Below are 21724 nucleotides of genomic sequence, written 5' to 3'. Positions count from 1 at the left end.
CGGTCAAGAAACATATTAAATAGATTGCCATTCGCGCCGCGAACGCGTTTCAAGGCAAGCGTCACAATATAAGATGCTGAAATATAATATATTTTTTTTGATTGGCGGAGGGGGTGGGATTCGAACCCACGAGACCCTTACGAGCCTACACGCGTTCCAGGCGAGCGCCTTCAACCACTCGGCCACCCCTCCATCGCAATCGCGAAGCAGCGCACTTAACCCATCCGCGCGCCAAGCGCAACGCCGCTCGATGAAGTCTTGATGCTTGACCGCCGCCCGTCGCGGTCACACAAAGGCACCCGGTCAACGAGCAAGCGCGAATATGACCAGCTCAGTGCTACTCAAAATCTTTGCCGGACTGGCCGCATTAGGCGTAATTGCCTATTGTTGCCTATGGTACGCGACCGGCGAGCCAAGCAATCCCTGGCTGCTACGCCTCGCGCTGGCCGCCTTCCTGATCACGCTCGTGATGAGCGTCGTGAACCCGGAAACCCGCCCCAGATTGATGCTGCGGTTTCTCGCCGCGCTCTTTGCGTTATTTACGCTCATCGCCTTCGCGGCCGATGTTTCGCGACCGCCCGTCGACGGCAGCTCCGGCGCCATCTCATTGATGCAGCATCTGCAAACGTGGTCGCCCGCGTTCGTAGCGTCGCTTCAGCGGTCGGCCACGGCCACGGTCGACCCATTCTTCTGGGACCCGGTCCTGACGTCGATATTGAACCTGCCGGGAACCGTGATCTTCCTCCTGCTCACGATTGCCTGCGGTTACCTCGGACGACCGCGCCGCCGGATCCGCATTTTCGCGAACGACTACTGACCGGCCAAATGAACGACACCGTGCCGGCCCTGAAACGAAATGGGATGAGCCTTCGTATACTGGGCATCATCCAAACAATAATAAGAAGGAGCCAATCCATGTTCGCCAGGCAGCATGTCGTTATGCCGTCCGCGGAGTCGGCGCCCAAGGGCCGCCCGACCCCAATTCTCAGCCCCGACGCCGAGCACTATCTCTTTTCGCAGCCGTTGAACCCGCCCTATCCCGCCGGGCACGAGGTCGCAATATTCGGCCTCGGTTGCTTCTGGGGCGCCGAGCGGCTGTTTTGGGAGCTGGGTGACGGCATCTGGATCACCGCGGCAGGCTACGCAGGCGGTTATACGCCCAACCCGACGTATGAGGAGGTCTGCTCCGGCCGCACTGGCCACACGGAAATCGTGGTCGTCGTCTTCGATCCGAAGGCCATCTCCTACGACACGCTCCTGAAGACGTTCTGGGAAGCCCACGATCCGACCCAGGGCTTCCGTCAGGGAAACGACATCGGCACACAGTACCGGTCAGCGATCTATACGACGACGCCAGAGCAGCAAGCTGCCGCCGGGGCATCGCGTAAAGCCTACGAAGAAGCGATCGCGGGCAAGGGCTATGGCCCGATCACGACAGAGATCAGGCCGACCGGTCCGGTCTACTTGGCCGAAGGCTACCATCAGCAGTACCTCGCCAAGGTACCGCATGGATACTGCGGCCTCGCCGGAACGGGCGTCGCATGCCCGAAGCCCGCGTCCGCCGCCTAGGCGGCGAAAGCGTTGGGCGGCCGACACCCCGCAGGGGAGTCGGCCGACGCAATCAAAGACTCGCGCCAAGGCCGTCAGCCATGCCCAAAGGGGCTGGCTGGCGGCCTTTCTATTTCGGATCGACCGTCGCGGCCTTCTTGAGATGCGGACGAAGTGCCGGGCTATTGGCCAAATGCGCCGGAAGCCCCTTCTCGCCCGGCACAGCCGCAGCATTGGCAATTGTCGCGTGAACAGCGGCGGCTTTCGCCAATGTCTTCTTGACTTGCAAAGGCGTCATCAGCGCCTCGAGAGGTACAGCGACGGGCTCAGGTCCGGAAGCAAGCACGGCTTGGCATTCTTTCGGCAGCTCGGCCAGCATGAGCGGCGCCTTCGGCGGCTTCACACCCGGAACTGGCGGAACGGGCTCGAGCGGCGTCTTGGACGGAATGACTTTCGCCAGCCATTGATCGACTTCCTTCCCGCAACCATCGTCCCCCGTCGGCGGCGGCTGCGGCGCACATCCCGCGAAACCCTCCGGGCACTTGATGCGCATGTGGAAGTGATAGTAGTGCCCGAACCACGGCCTCACCTTCCCGAGCCACTTGCGGTCCGTATCTTTGGTCTGGCAAAGCGCCTTCTTGATCGCAGGATGCACGAAGATGCGCTCGACCTCCGGATAGGACGCCGCCCGCTTGATGAGCGCGGTCTGCTTTTCGGTGAAAATCTGCGGATCGACGGCAACGCTCGTGGAATCGAGCATCGACGTCGCCTGCATCTCCTCGCGCTCTTTCGGAGTGAGACGGCGATCAGGCATCGGCGTCAACCAGATATCGGCATCGAGCCCGATCTGGTGGCTGGCGTGCCCGGTGATCATCGGCCCGCCGCGCGGCTGGGCGATGTCGCCAACGAGCAGTCCCGGCCAGCCGTCAAGCTTTTGCGCATCCTTGGCAAAACGTTCGACGAGCGCGATCAGCTTCGGATGGCCCCAGTTGCGATTGCGCGATAATCGCATCTCCTGCCAGGCAGGACCGTCGATCGGCAACGGTACGGCGCCCGCCAGGCAACCACGCGAATACGTTCCGATGGCACGTGCTTCGAGCTTCGCCGGAACCTTGGCCGCGCCGAAAAGATTTTTTGCCCCGATGAATTTCGGCCAGACAGGCGTTTTGGACGGCTCCGCCTGTTCGGTTCCCGGAATAGGCTCGACCTTGATCGAGACCGGACGCGCCTTCGACGAACTCGGCGCAGCTCCCGACGGATGTTTCGTCGTCACGGATCCCGTGGTCGTGTCCGTCGAAGAAGAGGCGGTCGGTGTCGCACTTGTCGCTTGCGACTCCTCGCCTTCCGGCCCGCTTTCGTTCGAATTCGTCAGCACACCGCTTCTCGGCACGAAAGCCGGTAGCGGCACGTGATGACCGGAATCGGCGTGATTGCCGTTATCGGGACCAACAGGATCAGGATGCGCGGGATCGGCCGCAACCGGAACGCCGCTCGAGGCATCGACCTGCTGAGGGTCGGCGCGGAGCGGTCCGATGAAATTCAAGACTGACAGCGGCACGCCCGGCCATTGGAGCAGCGGAGCCCAAACCATGGCCATCGCACAGAAGACCGCGAGCACCAGTAACCTTGCGGCCCTCATGCTTTGTCCCCGTTTTTTGACATCGCTCATCCTAGACCATACTCGGGCGAAATTCTGACCCAAAAGCGATTTCAGTTGCAGTGTTGCCTGACGCCACATTAACGAACCATGGATAGCGGCATTAGCTCCATTGCGAACACATTGTGAAACGTCTTCAGAAGGTTACCGAACCCGTCAGCGCCGAGGCGACAACGAAGGCCGCGCCGGCATTTCGAATTGATAGCGGCCCATCCGCTGCCGAAGCTCGCCTGATTTTAGCGCACGGAGCCGGGGCGGGGATTACATCTTCGTTCATGGAATCGTTTGCCGCGCTTCTCGGTGAACGAGGCGTCACCCTCACCCTCTTCGAATTTGCTTACATGGCGAGCCGCCGCGAAGGCGGCCCCAAGCGGCCGCCGCCCAAAGCCGAGAAGCTCATTGGCGAGTACAGGGACGTGGTCAGCGCAATCGCCGCCGAAAACCCGCGCCAAAAGCTCTTCATCGGCGGCAAGTCCATGGGCGGGCGCGTCGCGAGCATGCTGGCCGACGAGCTTTACGAAGAGAAGAAGATCAGCGGCCTCGTATGCCTCGGCTACCCGTTTCACGCCCCGTCCACGCCGGACAAGCTGCGCACCGAGCATTTGAAAAAACTTCGCTGCCCGGCGCTGATCGTCCAAGGCGAGCGCGATCCGTTTGGAACCAAAAGCGAAATCAAAGCGATGCGGCTTCCCAGGAAAATCACTTTCGCCTGGATGAGCGACGGCGATCATGATTTCGGTCCGCGTGGAAATTCGGGGTTCACCCGAAAGGGCAACCTTGCGGCCGCCGCAGACGCCGTTGCGGCATTTATCGCGGAGCATTCGGCCGCGCGTTGACGCTGACCTCCGAGACACCTACGGTGCGCGCCTTCGCCGCAAAGCAAGCCTTTGTAATATCAACCACACCCGACCGCAGCAGCATCAGATGACCGCACTCGTCTTCACCACCGAGCAGGCCGCAGCCAGCAAAGACTCCAAGGCTTGGCCGTTCGAAGAAGCACGCCGGCTCATCAAACGCCTCGAGCGCCTGCCCGACGGCGACACAAAAACCGTCCTCTTCGAAACGGGATACGGGCCGTCCGGACTTCCTCACATCGGCACCTTCGGCGAGGTCGCGCGCACGACGATGGTGCGCCATGCATTCGAGACGCTGACCGAAGGCAAGCGCAAGACGCGCCTCCTCTGCTTTTCCGACGATATGGACGGCATGCGGAAAATTCCGGAGAACGTTCCGGACCGCAAGGCGCTAGAGCCCTACCTGCAGATGCCGTTGACGTCGGTGCCCAATCCGTGGGGCGGCGATTACGCAAGCTTCGGCGATCACAACAACGCCATGCTGCGCCGGTTTCTCGACACCTTCGGCTTCGATTACGAATTTGCGAGCGCCACGGAGTATTACAAGTCCGGCCGCTTCGATGAAGTTCTCCTGCGCGCCGTCGAACGCTACGACGACATCATGAAGGTCATGCTGCCGACGCTCGGCGCAGAGCGGCAGGCGACATACAGCCCCTTCCTCCCCATCTCGCCAAAGAGCGGCCGCGTCCTCTACGTCCCGATGAAGAAGGTGGACCCGAAAACCGGAACCATCACGTTCGAGGACGAAGACGGCAAAGACATCACGCTGCCGGTCACCGGCGGCCAGGTGAAGCTCCAGTGGAAGCCGGATTTCGGCATGCGTTGGGTCGCGCTCGGCGTCGACTTCGAGATGTTCGGCAAGGACCACCAGACGAACGCGCCGATCTACGACAAGATCTGCGAAATCCTCGGCGGCGTTCCGCCTGAACACTATGTCTACGAGCTGTTCCTGGACGACAAAGGCGAGAAGATTTCAAAGTCGCGCGGCAATGGCCTGACGATCGACGAATGGCTGACATACGCGTCGCCCGAAAGCTTGGCGCTTTTCATGTATCAGAAGCCGCGAAGCGCCAAGCGGCTGTATTTTGACGTGATCCCGCGCGCCGTCGACGAATACCTGCAATTCCTGTCAGGCTATCAGAAGCAGGAAGCGAAACAGCAGATCGACAACGCGGTCTGGCACATCCATAACGGCGCGCCGCCGAAGCCCGAAATCCCAGTCACGTTCGGCTTGCTGCTGAACCTCGTTTCGGTTTCGCACGCGCACAGCAAGGATGTGCTGTGGGGCTTCCTCGGCCGCTACGCGTCCGGAGCGAAGCCGGAAGACAATCCGATCATCGACCAGCTCGCCGGCTACGCGATCCGCTACTACGAAGACTTCGTGAAGCCGACGAAGAAGTTCCGCACGCCCGACGACGTCGAGATCTCGGCCCTCAAAAGTCTCGACAAGGCCCTCGCGTCGCTTCCGGCCGATAGCGACGGCGACACGATTCAGAACGCCTTGCTCGACGTCGGCCGGGCCATTCCGCGCTATCAGGACCCGACCAAGACCAGCCCAACGGGCGGACCCGGCGTCAAGCTTGATTGGTTCCAGGCGATCTACGAGATCCTGCTCGGGCAGGAGCGAGGGCCCCGCCTCGGCACGTTCGTCGCGCTCTACGGAATTCCGGAAACCCGCGCACTGATCGCCAAGGCACTCAGCGGCGCGCTCGCCAGCGCCTGAGCCCGAGCCGACGGCGAGGCGCGCTGAGATCGCAAAATGATCGGCGCCCGGGAGGGATCTCCGTTTCGGGGCTTAGACGAGAGGCGTCGCAGCCTCTGGTTCTTCCGCCGCTTTTGCCGCCCGCGGTCCGGACCTCTGCCCAAGAATGTCGACGCGCCAGATCCGGTCGATCAATCCGACGAGCCGCTGCTCCCGCGTTTCGATCTGCCCGCGTCGCCATTCGCGCTCGCCGATGACGTCGCGCGTAATGGCGAGCATCGGAGCTTGGCTCGACCCTTTCGAATAAATCTCTTTCTTGTCGTCCCACGACGCGTTGCGCGCGCGGTCGTTGTCCTGCTGCGTGATCAGCACGAGATTGCCGAGGCTTTCGACGAGCTGCGCGCGTTCCTCGGCACTGGGAAACAATTGCCGCCACGGGCTCGAGGCGGCGGGCCGCTGCGGCAGCACATGCTCGATCGTATATTGATCGGGATCGACGGCATCCATCCCGCCCGACAATTCGTCTCCAAGCCGCAGCAGAAGCAGCTTGCAAACCTTCGGATTGCGCTTGTGAAAATCCTTGAGATGAAACGCGATGCCGCGCACTTCGTCCCGCGTCAATTGCAGAACAGGATGCGATTTGTCGATCGGCTCGCCGGAGCGAATGACCTTGACGAACTCCGAGAACCGGCGAACGCGCTTTCCGGACCCCGCGCACAAAAGCCGGGTGAGCATGGCGAGCCGCTCGATCTCGCCAAGCAGAAACGCGGCCCGGGCAGGATCGCGTTTCCAATCCTTGAGCGCGAAAATAGCGGCCGGGGCCCAATCGGCCTCCGGCAAGCGGTTGAGGTATGCAAGCGTCGACTGCATCTCTCGCGGCAACACGCCGTTGCCACCGTTGCGAACGATCGCATACGATTTGGCGAGCGGCAGAAAAACCTCCTTGAAGAACGCCTCCGAACCGCCGGCATCGCGAATGACTTGGCGCACGCCTGAAACGATCTGCAGCCGCCCGTGCCCGTAGATGGTTCTGAGATGTGCGAAAAACGCCTCGAACCCTTCCCCGAGCTCCACGCTCATTTCATCCCACATCGCGACGGCCCATTTGGCGTCGTTGGCCGACATGCGCGCGAGGATGTCCGACTTCAGGATGTCGTTGCGCTGCAGCTTTCTGCCTCGCTCGTTCAGAACGACAAACATCTGATGGGAACGATCGATATCATTGCCGACGATGACGACCACGAAGCACCGGTCCGCGATGAAATCGGCAAGCGCCGTGCGGTCCGAGTTGGTGAGTTCCGCAAGCACGGTCCTGAAGCGGTCACGCACCTCCAGAAGCGTCGCTTCGGGAAGCGAAGGCGAATGAATATTGGCTGGCAGCACCGAGCTGCCGGGCAACAAGACGTTGTCTTCAAAAACGGCGCGCTCGCGGGTCGAAAGGTGCAGCCGGAAACGCTCCGTCCGGAAAAACCGGGTGCCCAGCTGTGCGACGAGCATTCCCTGAACGCGTTTCGAGACGACCTTTCGCGGATCTGTTTCGAGGTCACGCAACACGGCAAGCAGCGTCATCAATGTGACAAGGCGCTGCTGACCGTCGATCACTCCGAATTCGCGGGAAGTCATCTTGGGCGACAGCTTCGCCGTTTCAGCCCCCGGCGCATCCATCAGCACCACGGCGCCGAGGAAGTAAGCAGGTTCCGGCTCGTCGTCGGACAAGATACCGGCGGCTTCCAGAAGATCGTCGAGGAGCTGTTCGGCCTGCTCTCGACCCCAGGAATAGGGCCTCTGAAAAAGCGGGATATTCAGTAGGTAAGGACCGGACAACAATTCTGCAATGCTAAGCGATGCCGTAGGATACACGAATGCCACAACCCTCTTGACTGCCGTTCGCGGGCCCAAGTATTTCGCCTGCAGCTATTAACACGCACCCCGCCAAACTGTTGCGTGCCTAGCCATTCGTGATAGCAACGATCATGCACCAGCGCCACACCCCGGCCGATGCTTCCGATAATCGGATGATATCTTTTCGCACGCATCCGCAAAGTCCAAAATGGAATGAAAAAGATCGTCTACAAAATTGCCACGGCTGATGAATGGTCAAGTGCAATTGAAAAAGGGAATTATGAAGGATCGCTCGACGACAAGCGAGACGGATTCATTCATCTGTCACAACAGCACCAGCTGTCCGGCACATTAGAAAAACATTTCAAAGGCAAACGCGATCTCGTTCTCATCGCCTTCGAGGCGGCCGCACTAGGCGCTGATCTAAAATGGGAACAATCTCGCGGAGGCGAGCTTTTTCCTCACCTCTGCTCCGCTCTTCCCGCTTCTGTGGCTTTATGGGTGCGCCCATTGCAAAAAAATAGTGATGGCGTTCACTGCCTTGACGAGGAGTGGTTCGCGTGCTGACAGGCATCTACCGGCTGACGCGCCCTGCGCTATTCGCGCTTGCTCCCGAGGAAGCACACGAACTCACCGTGCGCGCGCTCGAATGTGGACTCTATCCGCGATCCTTCGGCTCCGACGATCGCGTGCTCTCGCAAACGGTGTTTGGATTGGAATTCAAAAATCCGGTCGGCATCGCAGCTGGTTACGATAAGGACGCCCGCGTACCCGATGCCGTGCTCGGCATGGGTTGCGGCTTCGCCGAGATCGGCACCGTTACCCCGCATCCGCAAAGCGGGAATCCGAAGCCGCGTGTCTTCAGGCTCATCCAGGACAATGCCCTCATCAACCGGCTCGGCTTCAACAATGGCGGCCACGCCGCGGCTCTCGCGCGTCTCGAAGCCCGGATGAACCGCGGCGGTATCGTCGGCGTCAATATCGGAGCCAACAAGGACAGCGTCGACCGCGGCGAAGACTACGTGTTGGGCCTTCTGCGGTTCAGCTCGGTCGCCAGCTACTTTACCGTCAACATTTCCTCTCCGAACACGCCCGGGCTTCGCGATCTCCAAGCGCCCGCCGCGCTCGAAGCGCTTCTCGCACGCATCATGGCCGCGCGGACAAGGCTGACGAATGACGGCGCGCAGCGACGTCCGATCGTCGTCAAAATTTCCCCCGACATCGCCGCCGATGACATAGCGCCGATCGTTGAAAAGCTCGTCGCCTACGACGTCGACGCCATTGCCGTATCGAACACGACCCTCTCGCGTGACGGATTGAAGTCGCCCGAGGCGCGCGAAGCCGGTGGCCTTTCCGGCCGCCCCGCCTTTCAACGCTCGACGGCCATGCTCGCCCGTATTTTCAAGCAGACCGAAGGCCGGATCCCGCTCATCGGCATCGGCGGCATCGACAGCGGCGAGCGTGCGCTCGAGAAAATCGAAGCTGGCGCCACATTATTGCAGCTTTACACCGGCCTTGTGTACGAAGGCCCGAGCCTGATTGGAGAGATCAAATCTTTCCTGACAAAGACGCTGCAAACAGGCGGCCACACCAACCTCGCCGCAATCCGTGGCCGCCGTGCCGACGACTGGGCGGAACGGCCGCTTTAATTGCCGCGTTTTTTTCGACGTCTTCGGAAGCTTCAGCAGGTATAACGGCAAAGTTGCCCATAAAAGCGATTTAGAGTGACCTGAGCGAATTTGCCGAAGCCAAAATTGAGCGTGCCGCGCAAATCCATCAAGAATCCGGAAACGGCCGAGCCGCTTTCCGCAAAAGACGTCGCGCGCAAACCACGCAGCGCCGCGCTGATGGCATCGACGCCGGAGAAAAAGACGCGCCGGACGCGCTCACCTCGCGCGACCGAACCTCTGCCTGCCGAGATCGCCGCGTGGTTCGCAAAGCGCGGTTGGAAGCCACGTCCTCACCAGCTCGCACTTCTCGATGCCGCACGCGAGCGCCGCTCGACGCTACTGATCGCGCCGACCGGCGCCGGCAAAACGCTCGCAGGCTTTCTTCCGAGCCTGATATCGATCCACAACGGCGAGAGGAAGAAAATCGGCGCGGGATTATTCACGCTCTACATTTCGCCGCTCAAAGCGCTTGCGGCCGACGTCGAACGGAACCTGACGCACCCGATCGAGGAAATGGGCCTCAAGGTCCGCACCGAAACACGTACGGGAGACACCTCCCTCGCACGCCGGCAGCGACAGCGCGTGAAGCCGCCGCAGATCATGCTGACGACGCCGGAGCAGGTGGCCCTCCTCCTCAGTCACCCCGATGCGCCTTATCTGTTCGCCGATCTCGATACGATCATCCTCGATGAGCTGCACGCGCTTGCAGCCTCGAAACGCGGCGATCTGCTCGCACTCGATCTCGCGCGCCTGCGCAAGATCGCGCCGAACGTGATGACGATCGGATTGTCGGCGACGGTCGCGCGCCCGAGCGAACTTCGCGGCTATCTCGTACCGCAAACGGAGCCTGAGGAGGTGACGCGCCTATCCGATATCGTCACCGTCAAAGGCGGCGCGAAGCCCGTTATCGAAATTCTCGAAGCCGAAAACGAAATTCCCTGGACCGGCCACACCGCTCGCTACGCGATGCGCGAAGTCTATGAAGCCATCGGCGCGCATAAGCTGTCGCTCGTTTTCGTCAATACGCGCATGCAGGCCGAATTCGCATTCCAGGAACTCTGGCGCATCAACGACGACAACCTGCCGATCGGCCTGCACCACGGATCGCTCGAAGCCGCCCTGCGCAAGAAGGTCGAAGCTGCAATGGCGGAAGGGCGTTTGCGCGCCGTCGTCGCCACATCGACGCTCGATCTCGGCATCGACTGGGGCGACGTCGATCTCGTCATCCATCTCGGCGCGCCGAAGGGAGCAAGCCGCCTGTTGCAGCGGATTGGCCGCGCGAACCACCGACTCGACGAGCCGTCCCAAGCGATCTTGGTTCCGGGTAATCGTTTCGAGGTTCTCGAATGCCGGGCAGCCCAACAGGCGGCGGAAGCCGGAGACCAGGACGCCACGCTATCGCGCATCGGCGCGCTCGACGTCTTAGCGCAGCACGTTCTCGGCATGGCGTGCCAGGCGCCGTTCAATCCCGATGCGCTATTCAACGAAGTGCGCTCGGCGCTTCCCTACGCGGGCCTGACGCGAAGCCAGTTCGATCGCACAGTCGACTTCGTCTCGACAGGCGGCTACGCGCTGAAGTCATATGAACGCTTTGCCAAACTGAGACCGACGGACGACGGCAAGCTCCGCGTCGCCAATCCGCGCATCGTACAGCAATACCGCTTGAATATCGGCACCATCGTCGACGCGCCTCATCTCAAGGTGCGCCTCGTCTCGGGCCGCGGTGGGAAGAAAAATATCGCCCGCATCGGCGGCCGCGTCCTGGGCGAAATCGAGGAACATTTCGCCGAGCAACTGACGCCGGGCGACACGTTCGTCTTTGCGGGTCAAGTGCTTCGCTTCGAAGGCATCAGGGACACCGAAGTTTTCGTCTCGCGCGCCGCCGCCGAAGATCCGATGGTGCCGAGCTACGACGGCGGCAAATTTCCCCTGTCGACGCATCTGGCTAAACGCGTGCGCGACATGCTCTCTGATCCGAGCGTGTGGTCGGGTCTACCAAACCCCGTTGCCAACTGGCTGGAGTTGCAGACCGAACGCTCCGTCGTCCCGGCGCCTGACGAAGTGCTCATCGAAACATTTCCGCGCGGCAATCGGCACTTCCTCGTCGCCTATCCGTTCGAGGGCCGTCTCGCACACCAGACGCTCGGTATGCTGCTGACGCGCCGCCTCGACCGTATCGGCGCAAGGCCCGTCGGCTTCGTCGCCAACGATTACGCGTTGGCCGTTTGGGCGCACGACGACATTTCGAGCCTCATCTCCAATGGCCGGCTGTCGCTCGAAGAACTTTTCGACGAAGACATGCTGGGCGACGATCTAGATGCGTGGCTCGCCGAAAGCGCGCTCATGAAGCGCACGTTCCGCTTATCCGCCGTCATCGCCGGATTGATCGAGCGCAGGCATCCCGGCAAAGTCAAATCCGGCCGTCAGGTGACGATCTCGACCGATCTCATCTATGACGTGCTTCGACGGCACGATCCCGGGCACTTGCTGCTGGAGGCCGCCTGGGCCGACGCTGCCACGGGGCTCCTCGATATCAAGCGACTCGGCGCTTTTCTGGCTCGCATCAAGCACCGAATCAGACATCAAACTCTTGATCATGTATCTCCGCTTGCCGTGCCGGTGCTGCTGGAGATTGGAGTTGAGCTGGTTTATGGCCAAGACCGTGACGCAATTTTACGCGATGCCGCTGACGAGTTGATCCGCGAAGCAACGGGGGATGTGCGGACATGAACATGCTGAAGCCGGAGCGCATCGGGCTCGACGATTTCGCCGACCAGCCTGTGCTCGTTTGCGGAAAAACTTTCGTCGCGCATAAGTCGGGCGCACTTTACTGGCCGGCCGAGAAGGCGTTGATCGTTTCCGATCTCCATCTCGAAAAGGGCTCGTCATATGCCGTGCGCGGCCAAATGCTGCCGCCCTACGACACACGCGAAACGCTCCACAAGCTCGCGATCCTGATCGACAGGTACGACCCTGAAACGGTCATCTGCCTCGGCGACAGCCTCCACGATCCGGCCGGTGCCGCGCGCATGGACCCGGGCGACGTCGAAAGCCTTCGCATACTTCAGGAAAATCGCGACTGGATCTGGATCACCGGCAATCACGATCCGAGCATCGACCGCATGCTCGCAGGTTATGTGATGCCCGAGATCGTTGTCGGCGGCATCGCGTTGCGCCACGAGCCGCATGCCGGAGCCGGCACGCACGAGATCGCGGGACACTTCCATCCCGCAGCCCGCCTCCTATTCCACGGAACCTCGTTGCGGCGTCCCTGCTTCGTCGGCAATCGCCTCCGCCTCGTCATGCCCGCATTCGGCGCATTCACCGGAGGCCTGAACATTCTCGATGCCGCGTTCGAACCGCTGTTCGGTGCGGATGGCCTCGACGTCTGGATGCTCGGCCACGAGGGCCTCTATCCCGTCGCGCCACGCCTTCTGCGCGAAGATTGAACCTACGCAGGCTTGCGGAATGCAAAGGCGGCCGTCAGTCCAGCTGCCGCCGCAAGCAGAACCGTCACAATGCCATAGGCAAGCGGCTGCGATATCGCGAAATTATGGATGAACCGCTCGATGCCTTCACGCTGCAGCATCACGCGGCTCTGGTACTGGCCGAGCAGCTTTCCCTCCTTGAAGAGGTAGACGCGCGCGGTCAGCGGACCGACCGGCACGTTCGGCGGCAGAGAAATCGTTGCACGAAACAGGCTGCGGCCAATGAAAGTCACACCGAAGTCCCGTCTGACATAGACGCCTTGCGCCTCCTTCAGGCGGATCAGCGCGTCCTTGAACGACTGTACGGTGGCGGCATCCACGTCGACATCCCGCGCGTGAGCCATGTGCACGTGGTCGAAGCCGATCTGATTTGCATCCAAAAGGGCCCTATCGGCGATCTCGTCGATCGGCCGCGTCGAAGCGATCGCATAGTAGCTCGGGACCGATGCGAACGGCAGAGACGAGGTGTTGATCCAGATACCGGCAACACGCGATTTTTCTCGCACCACCACCGGCGAAGGCATTCCCTCGACGACGACGATGATGTCGTAGGTTCCAGCCTCCGGACTTGGCTGCACGCTGTTCTCGACCGTGCCGAAAACCAGAATTTCCGTGCCCGTGAAACTCGACGTGATCGCAACCTGCCGCGTTGATGCGTCGGCCTCCACGCCCTCCTTCGGCCTGTCGGCAGCAGCAGCTCCGCCGGTAATCGCGAACATCAAGAATATCGCTACGCAAAGCCGCTGAAGCATCCGGATGCACATCATGGTGCCCCCGGCAGTAGCGCGAGCGAATATAGGTCGCCGGGCCGCACAGCCAGATCGAAAGCCATCCGGGCCGCAACAAGCAGGATCAGCATACCAAGCAAAACGCGTAGATGCTCGCCACGAAGTTTCTCGCCCGCCATCGTGCCGAATTGCGCGCCCAAAACGCCGCCAGCGATGAGGATCACGGCAAGGACGATATCGACCGACTTGTTTTCGACCGCGTGCAGCACCGTCGCCGTTGCGGAAACAAAGACGATTTGAAAAAGCGATGTGCCGATGACGAGACCGGTTGGCACGCGCAAGAGATAAATCAGCGCCGGGATCATGACGAAGCCGCCGCCGATGCCCATGATCGCCGACATGAAGCCGACGAACATGCCGATCACGACAGGAGGCACCGCGCTAGTATAGAGCTTCGACCGTGGAAACCGCATCTTGAACGGCAAACGTTCGATCCAGCTGTGCTGGCCCGGTTTACGCAGAGAAGAGCCACCCGGCGCCCGAGGCTTTCGCGACGCGTTTATTCCCTCGAACAAAATAAGTGTCCCGACCGTGCCGAGGAAAATCACGTAGGTCAGCGAAACCGTAAGCTCGAAAAGACCTCTCGCCGTCAGTATCCTCACGAAATTGACGCCTAGGTATGTGCCAACGAGGCCGCCCGCCAGCATGACGAGACCGAGCTTCACATCGACATTGCCGCGCCGATGATGCGTCATGGCGCCGGAAACGGATGACGCGACGACGTGAGACGTGCTGGTCGCGACAGCAACGCCCGGCGGTATGCCGAGAAACGTCAGCAGCGGCGCCAGTAGAAATCCACCGCCGACACCGAACAGCCCGGAGAGAAAACCCACAGTTCCGCCGAGTGCCAGAAAGGTGATGACGGAAACCGACATCTCGGCAATCGGCAGATAAAGGGTCATCCGGCGGTCCTGGGCGGCGAGCGGCGCAGAAAGGGAAGTCGTCTCGGAAAGATTGCGCTAAGGGACACCAATCGGCGAGGCGCGGCAAGCACCGGTGCCATTATGGCGTGTCACAACCCGTCACAAAAATGATCGTTGCAGCTTTCCCGGCGCCCTCGCCCCTCAGAACGAAGGCCGCTAGCCGTTCATGCCGTTTTTCGGGTTGCTCTTCCAGATTTCGCCGGCCGTACGGGCATCGTTGATGTCGCGGCTCGACGGAGAAGGCTTCCAAGCCGCGATCATCTTGTCGGCGGCCTTCACCTCTTCCGCAGTCAATTTGCCGCGAAGGATATCGCGCCGCCGCACCGCATCGGCGTCGCCGCCGCGAGCAGCGATCGAAAGCCACATGAACGCCCGCTTCATGTCCCGCGTCACGCCGAGACCGTTTTCGTACAGCACCGCAAGATTGAACTGGCTGTCCGCGAGACCGCGCTGCGCGGCTGCCTCGAACCACTGCGCTGCCGTCGTATAGTCGGGAGACTGGTCGTTCTGATTGGCGCTGAGCACCGCAAGATTGTGCATCGCCTTGATGTTGCCCTGCGCCGCCGCACGCTGATACCAGACTGCCGCCTGCGCCGCGTCGGGCTTCAGCCCGAGACCGCGCTCATAGAGCGTACCGAGCCGGTACTGCGATTGCGCGAAGCCCTGATCCGCCGACCGCTGATACCATTTCGCGGCATCCTGGAAGCTTTGCGTCGTGCCCTTGCCTTCCGCGAGACGAGCGCCGACTTCGAATTGCGCCGAAGGATCGCCGTTTGCAGCCGCGAGACGCAGTGACAGCGGGCCGACCGTTGCGGGCGGCATGTCGAGTGGCGACGACTTCGACGCACTCGTATTCGACGGGGCTGGCGAAACCGATCCGGTGGTGAGATCGGCTTTCGCGCCTTCGGTCTCAGCTGCGCTCGGCACCATTGAAGCCGGAACGGACGACCCGTCGCCCATCCGGGCAGCCGCGTTGCCGAGCTCGCCCGACATCTCAGCCATCGCTTGATGACGCTTCGCCTGTTCGAGCCCCGCCGCCGTTACAGGCTGATCGAGATCGACGGCCACGCCAAGCATCGGCAAAGCCGTGACGCGCCGGGGCGCAGCATCGGAGGCAGTATTTTCGCGCCTGCCGTCGCCCGGCGCGAGATCGCCGCGCGGCCCGTTCCCGCCGAGCGAAGGGTCGGCCGCCTTGTCCTCATGCCCTGTAGGAGACGAAGATCCGGGGACCGATTTGGCTGCGTCCGTCGACCCGCCCGTCTCGCCACCATTAGCCTGCGGAGACATTCCAGGCTCGACCTGTTGCACGCTGGAAGGCTCGCTCACGTGGGCTTTGCCGAAACCGAACGTGTACCAGAGGCCACCCAGCGCAATGAGCGCAACGGCCGCAATCACCATCAGACGTGGCGATGGCGCGGACGGACCCGATGTTTTTTTCGACGGCACGGCAGCCGGGCGAATGGGCCGGCTTCCGGCAGGCGGCGCGGCCATCGGACCCTCGGAGGCCGAAGACGAGATCGAGACCGACGACGCTGGCCCACCGGCAATTTCGTCTTGCTCGGCGGCAAGGCGCATCTTGGCGCGCCGCGCATCGGCAACGAAATCCTGGCGGCTCTTCTCACCCTTGCGGATGGCCTCTTCGGACGATGCAGAAACCTCGCGCGGCCGCGCCAGAGCGGAAGCGACCGAAGGTCTCGCCGAAATTTCCGCAAAGACAGCGCCCAGCGCTTCGTCGATGTCTTCATCGTCGACCTCGACCAGCTCCGGACGGCGCTGTGTTTCGCCGCCGAACGATCCGCTGCGATACTGTCGGCTGTCAGGCTCCGGCGAAGTTGCGGCCTGCTGAACGAATTCAATTGCATCCACACGATCCAAAAGACGGATCATGGCTTGCTGCATCGTATCGAGAAGAGCTGCGGTATGCTCTTCTCCCTGGCGATTTTGCGACATCATCCGCTCGATCAGCGGACGCAGCTCATCGGCCGCCGAATGACGGTCGTCGGCGCGAAGATCGGCGAAACGCTGAGCCGTCTGCTCGGCCGCCGCCCGTGCGATCGCATCGAGATCGGGAGCACGCTGCACCGGCACCGCGCCGGTGATCGCATCGACCGGCACACCCTGCACATCGGCGAGCGTGTGCGAAATGCTCGCAAGCTGCGCCTCGATGATGTTGAGCCGTTCCAGCTGATCCTGTGTCTGCACGAGATGATTGACCACCTCGGCGACATGCGACTCAATCAGGTGCACGGCCGCCAGATCGTCGTGCGTCGCGACGCCGGCGAACAGTTTCGCGAACTGCCGCTCGAACTGGTCGAAGCGTTGACTGATCTCCGCAATGCCGTTGTCGGGCCGCATCGCTGCGAGCGATTGCTCGATCCCCTGGGCAATCTCGGCGAACTTGCCCTCAAGCCACGCCTCGTCGACGCCCTGCCCGCTTCCCGCGCGCGCAACGGAACCGCTGGAATAATGCACCTTCGGCGCGAAATTCACGTCACCCGTCTCGTAAAGACCGGCCAAGGCATCGGCTGCCGCGCGATCCCAGGGATCGGTCGCATCGCCAGGCACGGAGTCGATCACGTCGAACGTATCGACGGCCGGCGCACGCTTCGAAAGGTCGTCATCGCGATCTCGCGCATCGTTATGCGCTGAGCGCAACGCCATCGGCATCATCGATCCGTAGGGGTCATTGAACCGCGACGAACCGGAGGCCGACCGCTTGTCATTTGCCGTCGACTTGAGTTCGGCCGGATCCGATAACCGCTGTGCGAGCTCCGCCATCGCCGATTCGATGCGTACGAACGCAGGCGCAAATTCTTGCGGAACGCGAGGACGGAGCGCATCCGCTTCACGACCCATTCCGTTAATGCGCTCTTGCATTTCGGCGAGTGCCGCCGTGTGGCGCTTGTCCGCGTCCACGAGCTGAGCGGCAATCACATCGAGCATTGCCTTGAGCTCGGCGCGGTTGCTGTCCGCACTACTCGCGTCCTGGTCTTGCGAGTAGCCAGCACTCAATTCCGGATTGGACATTTTCCCCTCGAGGCAACGCGATGCTGACGGTCCGGGAGAACGCAATGTCAGCGAGATAGGGACATCGCAGGCGTCCTTACCGCGCGGGGCAAATTGCGAACGTGAGGACGCGGCACAAATCAGGCTCGGAGTAACAATCGAAGCAGGCCAGTAAACGCGGGGTTAAGGGCCGTGCTAAAATGATAAAAATATTCAATTACAATGTCTTATTTTGCCCGCCTGCGAGGATCCGAACGACTCCAATCGAACGAATTTCGACACGGCCGGGCAATGATTCGGCAACTGCGAGCACAATGACCTCATGTGATGCAGCTACATCGCCGCGTAGCCCGTAAAAATCTACGCTGGACTTGCCGACCCGAACTTCCGCGTTGCGCGAACGAGTTCATGGACGATGCCGGGCTCCGTCATCGCGTGCCCGGCATCGGCAACGACGCGCAAATCGGAACCGGGCCAGGCCTTGTTGAGAAGCACGGCATTCTTCACTGGCGTCACGACATCGTAGCGCCCGTGCACGATGACACCCGGAATGTGCTTCAGGCGCCCAGCTTCGAGCAGCAATTCGCCGTCACGCGGGAAGAACCCGGCATTGACGAAGTAATGGCTCTCGATCCGAGCGAACGCGAGGGCATAATGATCCGCCCCGAAACGCGCGACACGCTCCGGTTCCGGAATGAGCGAGAGCGTCGTGCCTTCCCAGATGCTCCAGGCGCGGGCCGCCGCGTATCGCAAGCTGAGATCGTCTGACGTCAAACGGCGATGATAGGCGGCGATCATATCGCTGCGCTCGTCGGGCGGTATGGGCCGCTGAAATTCCGCAAATGCCTCGGGATAGATCCAGCTGCATCCGTCCTGGTAGAACCAGCGGAGTTCCGCCTGCGTGAGCAGGAAGATGCCGCGCAGGATCATCGAGGTCACGCGTTCCGGATGAGCCTCCGCGTAAGCGAGCGCCAGCGTCGAGCCCCACGACCCGCCGAAAAGCTGCCAGCGCCCGATACCGAGCTCCGTTCGAATTCGTTCGATATCCGCGACGAGATCCGGCGTCGTATTGTTTTCGAGCGAAGCGTTCGGCGTGGAACGCCCGCAGCCGCGCTGATCGAAGAGCACGATCCGGTATCGCTCGGGGTCGTGAAAGCGGCGCATCGTCGGGTTGCTGCCGCCGCCGGGGCCGCCATGCAGGATCACGACGGGCTGCCCGTCGGGATTGCCGCATTCTTCGACGTAAAGCGTGTGCCCCGCGCCGACGGGAAGCCGATACTCGCGGTAGGGCGCGATAGGCGGATAGAGATCCAATCGATCACGAACAGTCATGAAGGCCCTTCAGCTTGGAAAAAGCTCGAGCCATCCTACCCGATGGCGCCCGGCGATGTGCATGGGGAATTATGTGCGAGCATGTTTCCTGAGCTGCAAACGCTGCATCTCGCGATCGTAGATGATCTCACCGCCCGGAACGCGCATATCCCGGACAATCGACAGAGCGTGACGGCTGGCCTCGGGGCGCATCAAGCTCGTCATCAGCGCAAGACCGAGCGAAACGGGAAGGCCGAGGATTCCCGCGATCGGGCTCGGCGTCGACAGCGTGCCCATTTCGCTCATCAGGATGGCCAATGACGCCGCGACGAAGCCCGAAATAACGCCGGCGATCGCTCCGCCGATCGTCAGCCGCTTCCACCAAATCGACAAGAGCATCACCGGAAAGAGGCTCGCCCCCGTGATGGAGAGCGCCCACAGCACGAGCCGCAACGGATCGGTCGGTGCGACAATCGAGAGCGCAGCGCCACAAACGGCAACGATGCCGATGAAGCCGCGCGCGACCCATACCCGGTTTTGCGCCGACGGCGGCTCCCACGACATGCCCTGCACGACATCTTCGCCAAGCACCGCCGCGAGAGAAACCGTCGTCGCGCTGGCTGTCACAAGGGCGGCCGCGAGCGCACCGGCGAGCAGAAAGTAGACGAAAGTTGAAGGTAGTCCGACCGCAACCGGAAGCGCGAAAAGCACGCTGTCGCGATCGAACTTCAAGCCCTCGAAACCGAGATGTGTCGCCGCCTGATCGAAGGCGACGAAATGGTTGGCAGCTGCTTGAAACAGCCACTGCGGCAAGGGCCCGAGCCGTTCGGCCCGCACAGCGTCGAGCGTGAAATCGCGCATGAAGACGGCGACCGACGAAATCGTCAGAAGCGCCAGTCCGGAAAAGACCGTCGCCCAGCCGAGAGACTTCCGCGCTTCATAAACTCCCGGAGTCGCGGCCACACGCGGCAACAGCCAAGGCGCTGTGCTGATGCCGGTCGCAATTGCGAACGTCCCGATGATGAAAGCCAAGGGACCAATCGCGCCGAATGGCTGCGTGTAAGGTTTCGTCAGCGATGAGAAGCCGTCGGGCGGCAATTGAAAAGCCAACGGCCAGACGTTCACCAGCTGCAAGCCCTCGTTCACCTCGTTTCGCACCAGACCACGCACCATCGGCCCGTTCGCAAGCTGCGGGATCGGCAAGCTCGTCACGATGACGCTGACCGTGGTCGCCACGGCGAAGAGCGCCAGAAAAAGCGCAATCGATTGCGCAACGCCGGACCAGGTGGACGAGCGTGTGCCGCCGGCCATGGTCGAGATTGCAATGGTCAGCGCGAGAAGGCAGATGAGCCCGTTCTCGCTTCCGCCGATCAGCCTCTGGGCGACGCTGCCGCCCATTTGAAGTTCGGCGGAAAGAACCAGAAGCATGGGGACCGCTGCGACGGCAGCCGTCACGACCCTGAGCGCCCGGCTTTCGAACCGCCGCCCGAGGTAGCTCGGGACGGTGAACGCGCCGAACTTCCGGTAGAAGGGCGCGAGCGCGATCGCCATGATGACGAAACCGGTGAGCGTGCCCATCAGCAGCACGAGAGCATCGAACCCGGTGAAGAAGAACATTCCGGTACCGGCGACGATCAAAGTCCCGCCCAGCGCCGAAGCACCAAGCAGCAGCCCTGTATAGGCTGCCGGCACCCGTCGCCCCGCCGCGAAAAAGCAGAGAGTCTCGTTCGTCGCGACCGAGAGACCCATCGCACCGTAGATGAGAATGGGTCCGGCGAAGATCACCAATCTCAGAAGGTGATCATCGAGACGAAGCTGCTCGAAAATCAAAACGAGCAGGAACAGCGCCGTATAGAGCGCCGCGAAAATGCTGAAATACGTGCCGAGCCGAGGATTGACCATCCTCGCACGGGGAGCGCCGAACGCCATATTCCGCCTCACATGTCTTCATGGGCGCCATGCCAGTGATCGATGGCATTTTGGCGATTGACGTAACTGGCGACCGTAACGAGGGCGACCACGAAGAACCCGTGAGCCGCAAGGAAGTACCCCAACGGAAAACCGAGAAACCTGCTCGCGTTCAACTGCTCGGCATAAAGTGGCAAAATGATAACAAGGGCGATGAACGGGATGATGCTCGCCAGAACCTGCCATTTGGTATGCCGCCAATAGGGCTTGCGTTCCTTGCGTTCGATCATCCGGCTTGATCCCCCTCGACGCCCGTCGGCCCCCCGAAACCAGTCCTGAGCTTATCGCACTATGCCCGACCGCGGCGGCCTTTGTCCTACGATCCAATAGCCAAAACGGCGTGGCGCCACGTTGTCCTACCGGATGCCATCCTTTAAGTTCTGTGCGAGTCGTTGCAACACTGCACCACTTCCGGCGACGACCACTTCAATTTTTCGCCTCTTCATGAAGACAACTCAAACCCTGAATTAGCGTCGGGGAAGATCGGTCCGAAATATCATCTGAGAAGGACATCGCAATGGGCATAGTCAACGAGTTCAAAGAATTTGCGATGCGGGGCAACGTTATTGACCTCGCCGTCGGCGTCATCATCGGCGCCGCGTTCGCACCGATCGTTGCCACACTCGTCGACAACATCATCATGCCGCCGATCGGCTATGTATTGGCGGGCGTCGACTTTTCGAAACTTTCCGTCGAAATCCCAACGCCGACCGAGCCCGTTCTAATCAGGTACGGCATATTCCTGAACGCCGTTATCAAATTCCTCATCACGGCATTCGCAATCTTCATTCTCATCAAGCTCATCAACATGGTCCAGAAGCCGAAGGCTGCTGCACCTCCGGCCCCCACGCCGACCGAGATCTATCTCAAGGAAATTCGCGATCTTCTCGAAAAGAGAGCGGCTTAGCCCGCGGACGCATCCGGGTTCAGCGAGCGCAGCACAGATAGGCGCTCGCTGATCTCTCGC

The 21724-nt window shown here is 61.4% G+C and carries 17 protein-coding genes and 1 tRNA gene; 9 read left to right on the top strand and 9 right to left on the bottom strand.

Going from position 1 to position 21724, the window contains the following annotated elements:
• Positions 1 to 102 precede the first annotated feature (102 nt).
• Positions 103 to 192: transfer RNA gene (locus K2Q04_RS03745), tRNA-Ser, on the bottom strand.
• A 130-nt stretch (positions 193 to 322) separates the two neighbouring features.
• Between K2Q04_RS03745 and K2Q04_RS03740 the strand changes: the two genes are divergently transcribed.
• Positions 323 to 817, top strand: a complete 495-nt coding sequence (locus K2Q04_RS03740) for a hypothetical protein (protein WP_291159416.1) — start codon at positions 323 to 325, stop codon at positions 815 to 817.
• A gap of 98 nt (positions 818 to 915) precedes the next feature.
• On the top strand, positions 916 to 1569 hold the full coding sequence (msrA, locus tag K2Q04_RS03735; protein WP_291159413.1) for a peptide-methionine (S)-S-oxide reductase MsrA: 654 nt from the start codon (positions 916 to 918) through the stop codon (positions 1567 to 1569).
• 109 nt (positions 1570 to 1678) lie between these two features.
• Here msrA and mepA read toward each other — a convergent pair whose 3' ends face one another.
• A complete protein-coding gene (gene mepA / locus K2Q04_RS03730; protein ID WP_291159411.1) occupies positions 1679 to 3187 on the bottom strand; it encodes a penicillin-insensitive murein endopeptidase in 1509 nt (502 codons plus the stop codon).
• 143 nt (positions 3188 to 3330) lie between these two features.
• Between mepA and K2Q04_RS03725 the strand changes: the two genes are divergently transcribed.
• Positions 3331 to 4041 carry an alpha/beta family hydrolase gene (locus K2Q04_RS03725; protein WP_291159408.1) on the top strand — a complete coding sequence of 237 codons (711 nt, stop codon included), beginning with the start codon at positions 3331 to 3333 and terminating at the stop codon, positions 4039 to 4041.
• 88 nt (positions 4042 to 4129) lie between these two features.
• Positions 4130 to 5782 (top strand): lysine--tRNA ligase, encoded by a 1653-nt coding sequence (locus K2Q04_RS03720; protein WP_291159406.1) that lies wholly within the window; start codon positions 4130 to 4132, stop codon positions 5780 to 5782.
• 72 nt (positions 5783 to 5854) lie between these two features.
• Here the strand turns inward: K2Q04_RS03720 and K2Q04_RS03715 are convergent, their stop codons facing one another.
• On the bottom strand, positions 5855 to 7585 hold the full coding sequence (locus tag K2Q04_RS03715; RefSeq protein WP_291159405.1) for a DUF262 domain-containing HNH endonuclease family protein: 1731 nt from the start codon (positions 7583 to 7585) through the stop codon (positions 5855 to 5857).
• A gap of 231 nt (positions 7586 to 7816) precedes the next feature.
• On the opposite strand from K2Q04_RS03715, the gene K2Q04_RS03710 reads away from it, so the two are divergent.
• From K2Q04_RS03710 to pdeM, 4 genes are all read left to right on the top strand, one after another.
• Entirely contained in the window at positions 7817 to 8170 is a 354-nt protein-coding gene (locus tag K2Q04_RS03710; RefSeq protein ID WP_291159403.1) for a DUF952 domain-containing protein, read from the top strand.
• Positions 8155 to 9252, top strand: coding sequence for a quinone-dependent dihydroorotate dehydrogenase (locus K2Q04_RS03705; RefSeq protein WP_291159401.1), 1098 nt, complete (start codon positions 8155 to 8157; stop codon positions 9250 to 9252). Before K2Q04_RS03710 ends, K2Q04_RS03705 begins: the two co-directional genes overlap by 16 nt.
• A gap of 111 nt (positions 9253 to 9363) precedes the next feature.
• Complete coding sequence (locus tag K2Q04_RS03700; RefSeq protein WP_291159762.1) at positions 9364 to 12003, top strand: ligase-associated DNA damage response DEXH box helicase; 2640 nt, start codon at positions 9364 to 9366, stop codon at positions 12001 to 12003.
• A complete protein-coding gene (gene pdeM, locus K2Q04_RS03695) occupies positions 12000 to 12722 on the top strand; it encodes a ligase-associated DNA damage response endonuclease PdeM (protein ID WP_291159398.1) in 723 nt (240 codons plus the stop codon). The genes K2Q04_RS03700 and pdeM overlap by 4 nt, the downstream gene beginning before the upstream one ends.
• 2 nt (positions 12723 to 12724) lie before the next feature.
• Here the strand turns inward: pdeM and K2Q04_RS03690 are convergent, their stop codons facing one another.
• The 6 genes from K2Q04_RS03690 to K2Q04_RS03665 all read right to left on the bottom strand — a co-directional run bounded on the left by K2Q04_RS03690 (position 12725) and on the right by K2Q04_RS03665 (position 20987).
• The gene (locus K2Q04_RS03690) at positions 12725 to 13480 is read right to left on the bottom strand and encodes a TIGR02186 family protein (protein ID WP_291159395.1); all 756 of its coding nucleotides are present in this window, start codon (positions 13478 to 13480) and stop codon (positions 12725 to 12727) included.
• Positions 13481 to 13524: 44 nt separating this feature from the next.
• On the bottom strand, positions 13525 to 14451 hold the full coding sequence (locus K2Q04_RS03685) for a sulfite exporter TauE/SafE family protein (RefSeq protein WP_291159392.1): 927 nt from the start codon (positions 14449 to 14451) through the stop codon (positions 13525 to 13527).
• A 177-nt stretch (positions 14452 to 14628) separates the two neighbouring features.
• On the bottom strand, positions 14629 to 17499 hold the full coding sequence (locus tag K2Q04_RS03680) for a tetratricopeptide repeat protein (RefSeq protein WP_291159389.1): 2871 nt from the start codon (positions 17497 to 17499) through the stop codon (positions 14629 to 14631).
• Positions 17500 to 17838: 339 nt separating this feature from the next.
• A complete protein-coding gene (pip, locus tag K2Q04_RS03675) occupies positions 17839 to 18810 on the bottom strand; it encodes a prolyl aminopeptidase (protein ID WP_291159387.1) in 972 nt (323 codons plus the stop codon).
• A 69-nt stretch (positions 18811 to 18879) separates the two neighbouring features.
• The gene (locus K2Q04_RS03670) at positions 18880 to 20718 is read right to left on the bottom strand and encodes a sodium:solute symporter (RefSeq protein WP_291159384.1); all 1839 of its coding nucleotides are present in this window, start codon (positions 20716 to 20718) and stop codon (positions 18880 to 18882) included.
• Between the two features lie 8 nt (positions 20719 to 20726).
• Positions 20727 to 20987 carry a DUF4212 domain-containing protein gene (locus K2Q04_RS03665; RefSeq protein WP_092864202.1) on the bottom strand — a complete coding sequence of 87 codons (261 nt, stop codon included), beginning with the start codon at positions 20985 to 20987 and terminating at the stop codon, positions 20727 to 20729.
• A gap of 293 nt (positions 20988 to 21280) precedes the next feature.
• Between K2Q04_RS03665 and mscL the strand changes: the two genes are divergently transcribed.
• Positions 21281 to 21664 (top strand): large-conductance mechanosensitive channel protein MscL, encoded by a 384-nt coding sequence (mscL, locus tag K2Q04_RS03660; protein ID WP_366935738.1) that lies wholly within the window; start codon positions 21281 to 21283, stop codon positions 21662 to 21664.
• Positions 21665 to 21724: the final 60 nt, after the last annotated feature.

Source organism: Hyphomicrobium sp. (genome assembly GCF_019753045.1).
In the GTDB taxonomy this organism is placed as follows: domain Bacteria; phylum Pseudomonadota; class Alphaproteobacteria; order Rhizobiales; family Hyphomicrobiaceae; genus Hyphomicrobium_B.
Note: the sequence above shows the minus strand (reverse complement) of the source record. Positions and strands in the feature narration are given on the sequence as shown.